General features: G+C 32.7%; 11 protein-coding genes. All 11 read right to left on the bottom strand.

The window, feature by feature from the left end; translation table 11 throughout:
* Window positions 1-24 precede the first annotated feature (24 nt).
* The 11 genes from HSACCH_RS01255 to kamA all read right to left on the bottom strand — a co-directional run bounded on the left by HSACCH_RS01255 (window position 25) and on the right by kamA (window position 12354).
* On the bottom strand, window positions 25-1095 hold the full coding sequence (locus HSACCH_RS01255) for an alanine/ornithine racemase family PLP-dependent enzyme (protein WP_005487250.1): 1071 nt from the start codon (window positions 1093-1095) through the stop codon (window positions 25-27).
* 101 nt (window positions 1096-1196) lie between these two features.
* The gene (locus tag HSACCH_RS01250; RefSeq protein ID WP_005487249.1) at window positions 1197-1700 is read right to left on the bottom strand and encodes a GNAT family N-acetyltransferase; all 504 of its coding nucleotides are present in this window, start codon (window positions 1698-1700) and stop codon (window positions 1197-1199) included.
* A 147-nt stretch (window positions 1701-1847) separates the two neighbouring features.
* Entirely contained in the window at window positions 1848-3104 is a 1257-nt protein-coding gene (locus HSACCH_RS01245; RefSeq protein WP_005487248.1) for an electron transfer flavoprotein subunit alpha, read from the bottom strand.
* Window positions 3105-3123: 19 nt separating this feature from the next.
* Entirely contained in the window at window positions 3124-3912 is a 789-nt protein-coding gene (locus HSACCH_RS01240) for an electron transfer flavoprotein subunit beta/FixA family protein (protein ID WP_005487247.1), read from the bottom strand.
* A gap of 28 nt (window positions 3913-3940) precedes the next feature.
* The gene (locus HSACCH_RS01235) at window positions 3941-5080 is read right to left on the bottom strand and encodes an acyl-CoA dehydrogenase (RefSeq protein ID WP_005487246.1); all 1140 of its coding nucleotides are present in this window, start codon (window positions 5078-5080) and stop codon (window positions 3941-3943) included.
* Window positions 5081-5138: 58 nt separating this feature from the next.
* A complete protein-coding gene (locus HSACCH_RS01230; RefSeq protein WP_005487245.1) occupies window positions 5139-6722 on the bottom strand; it encodes an amidohydrolase in 1584 nt (527 codons plus the stop codon).
* A 25-nt stretch (window positions 6723-6747) separates the two neighbouring features.
* Window positions 6748-7530: an enoyl-CoA hydratase-related protein gene (locus HSACCH_RS01225; protein ID WP_005487244.1), complete on the bottom strand. Its 783-nt coding sequence runs from the start codon at window positions 7528-7530 to the stop codon at window positions 6748-6750.
* A gap of 98 nt (window positions 7531-7628) precedes the next feature.
* A complete protein-coding gene (locus tag HSACCH_RS01220) occupies window positions 7629-8474 on the bottom strand; it encodes a 3-hydroxybutyryl-CoA dehydrogenase (RefSeq protein WP_005487243.1) in 846 nt (281 codons plus the stop codon).
* 21 nt (window positions 8475-8495) lie between these two features.
* Window positions 8496-9695: a M20 family metallopeptidase gene (locus HSACCH_RS01215; protein ID WP_005487242.1), complete on the bottom strand. Its 1200-nt coding sequence runs from the start codon at window positions 9693-9695 to the stop codon at window positions 8496-8498.
* A gap of 192 nt (window positions 9696-9887) precedes the next feature.
* A complete protein-coding gene (locus HSACCH_RS01210; RefSeq protein WP_005487241.1) occupies window positions 9888-11069 on the bottom strand; it encodes an acetyl-CoA C-acetyltransferase in 1182 nt (393 codons plus the stop codon).
* A 22-nt stretch (window positions 11070-11091) separates the two neighbouring features.
* The gene (kamA, locus tag HSACCH_RS01205) at window positions 11092-12354 is read right to left on the bottom strand and encodes a lysine 2,3-aminomutase (RefSeq protein WP_005487240.1); all 1263 of its coding nucleotides are present in this window, start codon (window positions 12352-12354) and stop codon (window positions 11092-11094) included.
* Window positions 12355-12387 lie beyond the last annotated feature (33 nt).

The raw sequence follows: 12387 nt of genomic DNA, 5'->3' as shown, positions 1-12387 counted from the left end.
CAATCACACCTTTATATTTGTTATTTAATATAAATAATTCTTTTTTACATAAGGAGAAGTCATTGCTCTTAATAAAGCACTGTAACCCAATTTGAAATTTAATACATCTCCATAATTTAATTCTTTTTTGCAATTACTTAATTCTACTAATAAATGATCACTACTACTGCCCAAAATTTCTACTCCTTTTAATTCAGGTATTAAAGAACTGTGATCAATATCTTGACTACCTATAGCTAAAATTGCTCTTTTGACGATCCCTTTATCTTTAAACTGTACTTTTTCACCACTAAAATTACATCCTTGAGATCCTGATGGCAAGCTAGGCTTTTTTTTCAATTCAATTATTTCTGCTCTGACTTTAAATACATCTCTTTTTAAATATTCTATTTGACGTTGATTAGTAATATCATTAGCTAATAATATTGCTTCTCCAACTCTTAAATTATTAACTTCAGATTCTAGTAAACCCTGTCCAAATAAATTGGTAGTAGCAGTATTCCCACCAGAAAGACGATTAATTTCAATTCCCAGTTCGTTTTCTACTTCCTTTTTTAATTCTATAATTTTTTGAGTGTTTTTTAGATCAGGAATAACACCACCATAACAGCCTAAATTCGTTCCTATTCCCTCTAAATAAATCCCTGGAAATTTAATTATTTCTTTTATAAAATTCATTAAATTTTCAGGCATTACTCCTTCTCTTCGATCCCCAATATCCACCATAACTATAACACCAATTTTTTTATTTATTTTTTTAGCTTCTTCAGATAAATAAATACAACTTTCTTTCTCGCTGACAAGACTACAATCAATATAATTTATAGCCTCTTTTATTTCTGACTTTTTGGGAATTCTTAATAATATTGCTTCCCCATTATAGTTTAAATCTCTGAATTCCTTGATATTATCTAAGCGAGAATCAGCTATACTATTAACATTAGCCATCATAAGGGTTTTCATTATTTTTTGATCACCAGCAAAGCCCTTTGTAACTACAGTTAATTTAATATTTTTTTTAGAACATTTTTTATTTAATTCATTAAAATTATATTTTAATTTTTGTAAATCAATATCAATAAGTGGATATTTCATTTTTTTCACCTCTCAAGATATTTAAAGTTTTGAAAATAATAAATATAAAGCAGAGAAAACAAAACAGTTTCAAATATATTTATAAGCAATATTTTTCAAAATCATTTACTATTTTTAGCTAAATTATTTAAATCATCTCCACTAAGCCTATATACAGTCCAATTTTCCATAGGCTCAGCACCAATACTCTTATAAAAATGAATAGATGATTTATTCCAGTCTAAACACCACCATTCCAATCTTTCACAATTTCTATCTTTAGCAATTTTCGCAAGAAATGATAGCATTTCTTTTCCTAACCCTTCACCTCGTACTTCTGGTTTAATATATAGATCTTCTAAATATAATCCAGATTTACCAATAAATGTTGAAAAGTTTTGGAAAAACAAAGCAAATCCAATCTCTTCTTGTTCATATTCGCCAATTATTACCTCAGCCTCTTTTTTAATAAACAGGGATTTATAAAGTACATCTTCAGTTGCTACAACTTGATCTAATAATTTTTCATAATCAGCTAGTTCTTTAATAAATTTTAAAATTAGAGATACATCATTTTTTTCTGCAAATCTAATCTTAAAATTTTGTATATCTGTAGTATACCTCATACTTCTACCTCCAATTATTAGTCACATTAAAAGTTAACTTCTATCTAGAATAATTAATTTACTATTTTAGTAATTATATATATTTTACTTAATAAAACCAGCAGGAAATTTCCTGCTGGTTTTATTATTTTGTTTATTAAACTTTTATTATTCTAAATCTTTAAAAGCCTTACTAAGCATTGGGACAGTTTTCTTTAGATCTCCAACAAGACCATAATCACAAATTTCAAAAATTGGAGCATCTTCATCTGTGTTAATAGCAATAATTAAATTAGAGTTTTCCATACCTGCTTTGTGCTGGATTGCTCCAGAGATACCACAGGCAAAATAAACTCTTGGTTTAACTGTTTTTCCGGTCTGTCCTACCTGATGAGCTTTATCGATCCAACCCTCATCTACTACAGCACGGGAAGCACCTACTTCTCCACCTAAAACAGAAGCAAGTTCCTCAATCAATTTGAAGTTTTCAGGACTGCCAACACCCCGACCACCTGAAACAATAATTTCGGCTTCTTCTAGATTAACACTACCCTTAGCCTCTTTGATAATTTCTTTAATAGTAGTATAAATATCAATGTCAGATAGATCAGATTTTAGATTAATAATTTTACCACTATCTGTAATATGTGATTTGATATTTTTGTCAGAAATGTCTACTTCAATCTCTTCGATTTCTCCACTTCTAGAATAATCTGGCTCTGCCTTTTCCATAACTCCAGGCCTTACAGTTGACATTTGAGGTCTGTGGTCAGGACAAATAATTGTTGCCATTAAATTACCTCCAAAAGCTGGTCTAGTCTGTAATAAAATTTCTCTTTCCTTATCAATTGCTAATTTAGTACAGTCTGCTGTTAAACCAGTATCTAAACGAGCCGAAATTCTTGGCCCAAGATCTCTACCATTGTGAGTAGCACCTAAAAGAACTATCTCAGGTTTAAACTCATTAATTAAATCACAAATGACAGATGTATAAGTTTCTGTTCTATAATCTTTTAATTCTTCATCCTCTACAATATATACGTGATCTGCTTTATACGCAAACAATTCTTTTGCTTCTTCTTTAATATTTGATGCTAAGACAACTGCTGATAAAGTTGTATCCAGTTCATCAGCTAACTTTCTACCCTCACTACATAATTCAAAAGCAACATCCATTAATTTATTGTTTCTCTGTTCTGCTAAAACCCAAACACCTTCATAACCTGAGATTTCTTGTTTTTCAACTTTGTTTTCTTTTTCAATTTCCATTGCATCAAATTTACATTCTTTAACACAAATTCCACACATAGTACATTTTTCAGAATCAACAACCGCTATATCATTCTCCATTTTTAAAGCATCAAATGGACAGTTACTTACACAAACTCCACATCCGACACAATTATCTTCAAATATTTTCAGCATTCAACTATTCCTCCTATAATTATATTACCTGTTCCATCTTTAATTTTTCTAATAATTTCTTAACTTTTTCTTTTTTATTTCCTTCTAAGATTTCACCTTTTTTTTCATTTGTAGGCACAAAGGTATCATATACCTGAGTTGGAGATGCATCAAGACCAAGCTTTGTCTTATCAACTTCAAAATCCTCTACTGTCCAAACCTTAATACAATCTTCTTTTTGGAAAGCTGAGACAACTCTTGAAATAGAAGGATAGCGTGGTTTATTAAGATCATCAATTACTGTTAATAATACTGGTAGTTCAGTTTCTACAACACTATAACCATCTTCTAAAGCTCTTTTTGCTTTAACTTTTTTACCATCTACTTTCAGACCTTTGACATATGTAATCTGAGGAATTTCTAGTTTTTCAGCAATTTGGGGTCCTACCTGTGCTGTATCTCCATCAATTGCCTGACGGCCACAGAAAATAAGCTCAAACTCTCCTGCCTCTTTAATTCCTTGTGCTAATGTATAAGAAGTTGCCCATGTATCAGAACCTGCAAATGCTCTATCTGAAAGAAGTATACATTCGTCAGCTCCCATCGCATAAGCTTCTAAAAGTGCGTTTTTAGCCTGAGGAGGTCCCATACTAATTACAGTAACCTTCCCACCATTTTTTTCTTTCAATCTTACTGCTTCTTCTAAAGCAATCTTATCTTCTGGATTTATAATACTTGGGACACCATCTCTGATTAATGTTCCTTTTTCTTCATCAATTTTTACTTCATTTGTGTCTGGTACCTGTTTTACACATACTAATATATTCATTATATTACCTCCTGTTAGTAAATCAGATTTATTTTAATAAAGAATCTGCAATAACCATCTTCTGTACTTCAGTTGTTCCTTCATAAATTTCTGTAATCTTTGCATCACGTAATAAACGTTCAACTGGATATTCTTTCATATATCCATAACCACCATGGAGCTGAATTGCTTTATTTGCAACATATACAGCAGCTTCTGAAGCATAATATTTAGCCATTGCTGCCTCTTTAGAATATCTCTGACCTGAATCTTTAGCTTTTGCTGCTTTGTAAACTAATAATCTTGCAGCTTCAACTTTAGTGCCCATTTCAGCTATTTCCCACTGTAAACCCTGGAACTTAGAAATAGGTCTGCCAAATTGTTCTCTTTCTTTAACATACTGAACAGTCTCATCTAAAGCTCTTTGAGCTATACCTAAAGCTTGAGCAGCAATTCCAATTCTACCGCCATCTAATGTTGCCATAGCGATTTTGAAACCCATTCCTTCTTTGCCAAGAAGATTTTCTTTTGGAACTCTACAATCTTGGAAGATCAACTCTCTGGTATCTGATGCATTAATCCCCAGTTTATTTTCTTTTTTACCAAGTTTAAAGCCTGGGGTATCTCTCTCAATAATAAAGGCACTGATTCCTCTTGTTCCTTTGCTCTTATCAGTCATTGTAAAAACAATAAAAGTATCAGCTTCTCCAGCATTGGTAATAAATATTTTGGAACCATTAATTATATACTCATCACCATCTAATACTGCAGTAGTCTTTTGCGCTGATGCATCAGTACCTGCATCTGGCTCAGTTAAACCAAAAGCACCTAGTTTATCTCCTCTTGCTAGTGGTTTTAAGTATTTCTCCTTCTGTTCTTCATTTCCAAATTGATAAATTGGATGAGCACCTAAAGAAGTATGAGCAGAAACAATTACTCCATGAGTTGCACATGCTTTGGATAATTCTTCGACTGTTATAGCATAACTTAATGTATCAGCACCTGCTCCATCATATTTTTTTGGAAAAGGAATACCTAACATATTAGCTTTTGCCATTTTTTCCACATTTTCTTTTGGAAATTCACAACTTTCATCAATTTCAGCAGCTATATCTTTAACTTCATTTTCAGCGAAATCTCTAACAACTTTTTTTATCATTTCCTGAGTACCATTCAAATTAAAATCCATTTTTTTACCTCCAAATTTTACTTTATTGCTTTAATTAAATTTATTTCAAAACTAATGATTATTTACTTAGATTACCATCAATAATGGTATTACACACTTCAATTTCCCTCAACTTATCTTCCTTTACATAAAACGGGTTTTGCGATAAAATACTAAAATCTGCTTTATAGCCAGGTTTTATCTGACCGAACTTATCTTCTACAAAAGCATTATAAGCTCCATTTTTAGTATAAATTTCTAGTGCATCCTGTACTGTTACTTTTTGATTGGGCAGCCAGCCAAATTCCGGTTTTAAAAGCTCATCTTTTCTGCTAACCAGACAGCTAATTCCCCAGATTGGATCCGGCTTTTCGATCGGAGAATCAGAACTACCAGCAGTGTTAATACCTAAATCAATCATATCCTTCCATAAATAACTCTGCTGTTCTCTGTCCTTACCAATTCTGTTTTCAACTATTTCCCAATCACTTGCTGTGAATGCAGGTTGGATATCTGTATTAATTCCTGTAGCTTTCATTCTTTTAAGCAGTTGATAATCTGCAAGCTGAGAGTGAATAATTCTGTGCCTTAGATTATCGGTATATTCTTCCTGCATTGATTCGACTATTTCTACAAATTGTTCAATGGTTCTGTCACCTATAGCATGACAGGCAACCTGCATCTTATTTTCACAGGCTATTTTAACTAAGTTCTCCATCTTTTCTCTGCTGCATAAAAGTTCTCCATAAGCAGAATCGAGATTGTTATAACTTTCTCTTAAAGCAGCAGTTCTTGCTCCTAAAGACCCATCAGCCCAAATTTTTAAAGGCCCTAGAGTTAAATAATCATTATAATTACCCGTCTTATAATTAGCAATAAATTCTTTTAGATCTTTTTCATTTGTTAAACGAAGCTGTAAGTTATATCTTAATGGCAGCTTTCCACTATCTGCTAATTCAAAGTAAGCCTGTAATGTTTTGTGAAAAGAAATACTAGAATCAGCCAGATCATCAGACTGAACAAAAGTTAATCCATACTCTAGATATTTTTTAGAAGCGTCAATAATATAATTTTTAATATCTTCTACAGTAGTTTTCGGAGCGGCATCTAAAATTAGTTTTTGTGCATCTTCGCACAAAACTCCATTTGGATTACCCTTTTCATCTTTATAAACTCTCTTATTAGCTATATTTTTTTTATAAAGACCTGCTGCTTTTAAAGCAGCTGTATTTGCAGTTAAAACATGCCTGCATTCTCTTTTTAAAACTATAGGGTAATTTTTAGAAATTTCATCTAAATCTTTAGCTGTTGGTAAACTATCTTCTTCAAAGTTTTCCTGATTCCAGCCCCAACCAAATATCCAGTCATCTTTTTTTAAATCTTTATCTTCTATGTGGTTTTTTCCAAGTTCTATTAAATCAGCAATTGATTTGGCAGCACTTAAATCTATTTTATCTAATTCGGAGCCATACATTACAGTATGTAAGTGACTGTCACATAAACCAGGAATTAAAGTTTTTCCTTCAAGATCTACTTTTTGATATTCAATCTTATTATCTACATTTAGAGCAACAATTTTACCATTTTCAACCAGCACATTCTCAACAATAGGATTAGATCTATCCATTGTATAGATATCAGCATTGCATAAAAGTTTTAACATAATTATCTCATCCTTTTATAGAGTCTTACTCATTTTTAAATTCTGCTTTTCTTTTTTCTAAAAAAGCCTGCATACCTTCTTCTTGATCAAGAGTACTAAAACAGCTGCTAAATAAGTTAGCTTCATATTTACTACCTTCTGCGGCTGGATGTTCTAAAGCAAAATTAACTGCTTCTTTTGCAAGAGAAATTATTGGAGCAGATTTTTGAGCAATTGTTTGAGCAAGTGATTTAGCTTCTGAAATAAGCTGATCAGTTTCAACAACTCGATTAACTAATTTTAACTCAACTGCTTTTTGAGCATCAATATTTTCTGCTGTTAATACTAACTCCAGTGCCTGGGGTTTCCCAACTATTTTCGCTAAACGTTGAGTTCCACCAAATCCAGGTATAATTCCCAGATTAATTTCTGGCTGACCAAACTTTGCTGTTTCAGCAGCAATTCTTAGATCACAGGCAAGAGCTAATTCGCAACCTCCTCCCAAAGCATAACCATTGACTGCTGCAATAAAAATTTTATTTGATTCTTCAATTTTATTAAAAACTCGATGACCAAGTAAGGAAAATTCTTTAGCTTTTTTAACATTCATATCTTTCATTTCAGAAATATCAGCACCTGCAACAAAAGCTTTTTTTCCTTCACCGCTAATTATTACAGCTTTAATTTCCTTATTATTATTTAAATCATCAACTGCTATTTCAAGCTCTGTAAGTGTTTCTTTATTTAAAGCATTTAATGCTTTTGGTCTATTGATTTTTAAAATAGCTAAGCTGCCATCAAATTTAATATTTAGATTATTATAATTCATCTTACTGTTCCTCCTAAGATTTGAGCTTATATTTTAATAAAAATATTGAGAAATAATTTTAGCTCAGCTGCCTAAACACTTAGACAGCTGATACATTTTTAGTAGTTATAGAATCCTTTACCTGTTTTTCTTCCTAATTGTTCTGCTCTAACTTTCTTTCTTAATAGAGGACAAGGACGATATTTATCTTCTCCTAATTCCTCATGTAAAGTTTCCATAATAGCTAGACAAACATCAAGTCCAATTAAATCTGCTAAAGCTAATGGTCCGATTGGGTGATTTGCTCCTAACTTCATAGCGAGATCAATATCTTCAGCAGAAGCTACACCTTCCTGTAAAATATAAACAGCTTCGTTAATCATAGGAATTAAAATTCTGTTAACTACAAAACCTGGTGCCTCATTAACTTTTACTGCTTCTTTATTAATTGAAGCTACAAATTCACTTACCTGATTATAACATTCATCTGAAGTTTCTGCAGCTCTAATAATTTCCACCAGTTTCATCATTGGCACCGGATTAAAAAAGTGAATTCCGATAACCTTATCTTTTCTGTCGGTTACAGTTGCAATTTCTGTAATGCTTAAAGCAGAAGTATTAGTTGCTAATACAGCGTCATCTTTAACAATTTCATCTAAGTTAGTAAATATTTCTTTTTTTATCTCTAAATTTTCTACTGCTGCTTCAATAACCAGATCAACATCTGATAAAGATTCCATTTTAGTAGAAGTGGTTATTCTAGCTAAAGCCGCTTCTTTTTCTGACTCAGTCATTCTCTCTTTTTTTACTGAACGGTTAAAATTTTTTTCTATACTCTGATAACCCTTTTCAAGATTATCCCTATCTATATCAACCATTATTACCTGATTATCATTTTTAGCTATAACATTAGCAATTCCATTTCCCATCGTTCCTGCACCTAAAATACCTATTTTTTTAAACATCTGATAATCCCCCTTTATAGATTAATCAACTAATATATTTACTAAATAATCATATATAACTTCTGCAGTTTTTACTACTGTATTTAGCTCAACATACTCATCTGCACTGTGATAATTTTCTCCATTCGGTCCAAAAACAAAGGTTGGAACTTTTACTCTTGAACCAAGATAATTAAAGTCGCCTACACTAGAGAAATATGCTATCTGGGGATTAGATTCAGTTACTTCAAGCACACTCTTTTTAAAAGACTGAGTATATGGGTTGCTTTCAGAAACTACATAAGGCAAAAAGCCATCACAATTTTTATGAGGGGCATCTCTAAACTCTAAAGTAGCTGTCCCCTTTATTTTAGCTTTTTTCACTGCCTCTTCAAATTCTTTTCGAATATAGGCTTTATCTTCCCCGATAGTTACATGTCTAAAGACTGAAAAAGATGATTTATCAGGAACAGATAATGGTGCCCCTCCCCCATCGACATCGATTACACAAATAGAACCGGATCCCAACTTTTCGTGGCCCTGTAAATCAGAATTTTCTATTTCTAAAAGAATCTTTGAAAGCTCACTGATTGCGTTAATACCTTTTTCAGGATTTGCTCCATGGGCAGATTTTCCTTTTACATTAACTTTATACTTCCAGCCACCACGAGCTCCCAAACAGAGACATGGAAAATCTTCTCCTGCAAAACCAGAACTGGGCTCTGGAACAATTGCTACATCAACATCATCTGTATAACCATCAAGTATTAAGTTGTCTGTACCTAGACCAAAAGGTCCTTCTTCATCACTGACTAAAGTATATAAAATTTCTCCATTAAAATTATTAACAGTTTTAGAAAATGCTTCAACGGCAAGCATTATAGCTACACAGCCACTTTTCATATCCAGAGATCCTACTCCATACATTTTATCTCCTTCAATTTCTGCACCCAGCGGTTCTTTGGTCCAGCCCTCACAAATTTCAACTGTATCAAGGTGGCCATTAAGTAAAACTTTAGGGCCTTCATCATTACCTTTTAAGCTGCCGACAACATTTTTCCCATCAAAATCAGTAATTTTTTTTTCATGAAAATTATGTATTTTAACTGGTAAATCTTTATCTTTAAACCACTTAAAAACAAATTCCATTACTTCATCTTCTCTAAAGAAATGACTGGGAATTTTAATTAAATCAGCCAAAAGATTTTCAACATTTTCTCTATTAATGATTTCTTTTATCACTATTTTTCTACCTCCTGATTCTTCATCAAAACGCTTAAATATTAACTGCCTATTTACTGAGATAAAAATTATTATATGTTTATATCTAGCTAAGTTTTGAGTGAAAATTACAGCCTGAATCAACTCTAACTATTCAGGCTGCTGGTCTTTGGAATTTTATATATATATTTTAAATAAATAGATCTCCATAATCTATTTACGCTTTACTACAGTAGCTGCACCCTGTCCCCCACCAATACATAAGGTAGCCAGACCGGTTTTAGAATCTCTTTTTTTCATTTCATGTAATAAAGTAATTAATATTCTAGCTCCACTTGCTCCAATAGGATGACCTAAAGAAATAGAGCCTCCATTTACATTAACAATATCTGTATTTAACCCGAGTTCTTTAATTACTGCTAATGATTGAGAAGCAAAAGCTTCATTTGCTTCAATAAGTTCAAGGTCTTCAATTTCTAGATCAATTTTAGAAATTGCTTTTCTAGTTGCTGGAATAGGTCCTGTACCCATAATTTTAGGGTCGACTCCGGCTGAAGCATAGGAAGCAATCTCTGCTAAAATTTCTAAACCCAATTCTTCAGCTTTCTCTTTTGACATTACAATTAAAGCTGCAGCTCCATCATTGATACCAGAAGAGTTTCCTGCAGTAACAGTTCCATCTTTTTTAAATGCTGGGCGAAGTTTAGCTAAGCCGTCCTTAGTAACTCCTGAGCGTGGGAATTCATCTTTTGCAAAGATTTCGTTATCCCCTCTTCTTTTAGGAATTTCTATCGGTACAATTTCATCCTGAAATTTATCCTCACTCATTGCTTTTTCAGTTCTCTGCTGACTGGTAGCAGCAAATTTGTCCTGATCTTCTCTACTTAAATTCCACTGTTCTGCAATGTTTTCTGCTGTAATACCCATATGATAGTCATTAAAAGCACAGGAAAGACCATCTTTGATCATTATATCAACCATATTAAAGTCTCCCATTTTTGCTCCCCAACGGTTTTTCTGATTAACATAAGGAGCCTGACTCATACTTTCCATTCCACCAACTACATAAATATCTCCGTCTCCTGCTTTAATAGCCTGAGCAGCCAAATTTACAGTTTTTAGTCCTGAACCACAGACCTTATTGATGGTAACAGCAGGAACTTCTTCAGGAATACCAGCCTTAATAGCAGCCTGTCTTGCAGGATTCTGTCCAAGTCCTGCCTGAAGTACATTGCCAAAAATAACTTCATTTATTCTATCTTTAGGAATTGATGTTCTTTTTAATACTTCTTTAATTACGTGTGCACCAAGGTCAATAGCAGATATGTTCTTTAGCTTTCCACCAAATTTACCAATTGGAGTTCTTAAAGCTTCTACAATAACAACTTCTTTCATTTTATAACCTCCTAGATATTATTTATCTGTTTTTTCTTTTGAGATATGATGGTTCTAATGACTTAATTTCTTTTCCTTTTAATAAATCAGCAACTCCTCCAATTTTTCTGGGACTTTCACCCTGACAATCAGGACACTGACATTCTTCTTCTATATATTGAGGCTCAGTGTAAGTGGTAATAACTCCTTCATAATTTCTTAAAACAACTTTAGTCGGTGACATACTAATTAAATACTGAGGCATAACTGGAGTTTTACCGCCCCCTCCTGGTGCATCAACTACATAAGTTGGAACTGCATAACCAGATGTGTGACCACGAAGTGATTCCATAATTTCTAAACCTTTAGAAACTTTTGTTCTAAAGTGCTCAATTCCCATTGAAAGGTCACACTGGTAAATATAATAAGGACGGACTCTAATCTGAACTAACTTTTGTACTAACTCCAACATAATATTTGGACAGTCATTTATCCCTCTCATTAAAACTGATTGATTACCAAGTGGAATACCTGCATCTGCAAGTTTAGCACATGCTTCAACTGCTTCTTTTGTAATTTCTTTTGGGTGATTAAAATGTGTATTTAACCAGATTGGATGATACTTCTTTAGCATATTTACAAGCTTATCTGTAATTCGCTGAGGCATAACAACCGGTGTTCTAGACCCTAATCTCACAACCTCAACATGCGAAATCTGGGTTAATTCTTTTATAATATATTCTAATTTATCATCAGAAATCAAAAGGCAATCTCCCCCTGATAGCAGAACATCTCTAACTTCTGGAGTATTTCGAATATACTCAATACATTTATCAATTCTATCAAGAGGCACCCCAGAATCATTTTGACCGGCAAATCTTCTGCGAGTACAGTGTCTACAATACATAGAACACTGGTCTGTAATTAAAAATAATACTCTATCTGGGTAGCGATGGGTTAAACCATCAACAGGAGAGTCTGCATCTTCATCTAATGGATCTTCCATATCACTATTACTTAAATATGTTTCTTTAATTGTAGGTACAGCCTGCTTTCTGACCGGACAATTAGGATCTTCTTTGTCCATTAAAGAAGCATAATAAGGAGTAATACCCATCCTGAATTTATCAAGCACCTCTTTAATCTCTTCTTTTTCTTCCTTTTCTAGATTAATAATTTCTGATAATTTTTCTACATCAGTAACTCGGTTTTTCACCTGCCATTTCCAGTCATTCCATTCTTCTTCTGTACAATCCCAAATTTCATATATCTCTTCTTTATTAACAGCTTTAAATTTTGTTAACATTTAATAATATCTCCTTTGATTATAGATTTATAG

Origin of the sequence: Halanaerobium saccharolyticum subsp. saccharolyticum DSM 6643, from assembly GCF_000350165.1 — a bacterium.
Taxonomy (GTDB): Bacteria; Bacillota; Halanaerobiia; order Halanaerobiales; family Halanaerobiaceae; genus Halanaerobium; species Halanaerobium saccharolyticum.
The sequence above is the reverse complement of the archived record's forward strand: the minus strand, read 5'-3'. Positions and strand labels throughout refer to the sequence as shown.

Bases quoted from the DNA above. Each gene is read 5' to 3' on its own strand.
- HSACCH_RS01240 (WP_005487247.1), bottom strand. From the start codon at position 3,912: ATGAATATATTAGTATGTGTAAAACAGGTACCAGACACAAATGAAGTA.
- HSACCH_RS01225 (WP_005487244.1), bottom strand. From the start codon at position 7,530: ATGAATTATAATAATCTAAATATTAAATTTGATGGCAGCTTAGCTATT.
- HSACCH_RS01235 (WP_005487246.1), bottom strand. From the start codon at position 5,080: ATGGATTTTAATTTGAATGGTACTCAGGAAATGATAAAAAAAGTTGTT.
- HSACCH_RS01255 (WP_005487250.1), bottom strand. From the start codon at position 1,095: ATGAAATATCCACTTATTGATATTGATTTACAAAAATTAAAATATAAT.
- HSACCH_RS01250 (WP_005487249.1), bottom strand. From the start codon at position 1,700: ATGAGGTATACTACAGATATACAAAATTTTAAGATTAGATTTGCAGAA.
- HSACCH_RS01245 (WP_005487248.1), bottom strand. From the start codon at position 3,104: ATGCTGAAAATATTTGAAGATAATTGTGTCGGATGTGGAGTTTGTGTA.
- HSACCH_RS01220 (WP_005487243.1), bottom strand. From the start codon at position 8,474: ATGTTTAAAAAAATAGGTATTTTAGGTGCAGGAACGATGGGAAATGGA.
- HSACCH_RS01210 (WP_005487241.1), bottom strand. From the start codon at position 11,069: ATGAAAGAAGTTGTTATTGTAGAAGCTTTAAGAACTCCAATTGGTAAA.
- HSACCH_RS01230 (WP_005487245.1), bottom strand. From the start codon at position 6,722: ATGTTAAAACTTTTATGCAATGCTGATATCTATACAATGGATAGATCT.
- kamA (WP_005487240.1), bottom strand. From the start codon at position 12,354: ATGTTAACAAAATTTAAAGCTGTTAATAAAGAAGAGATATATGAAATT.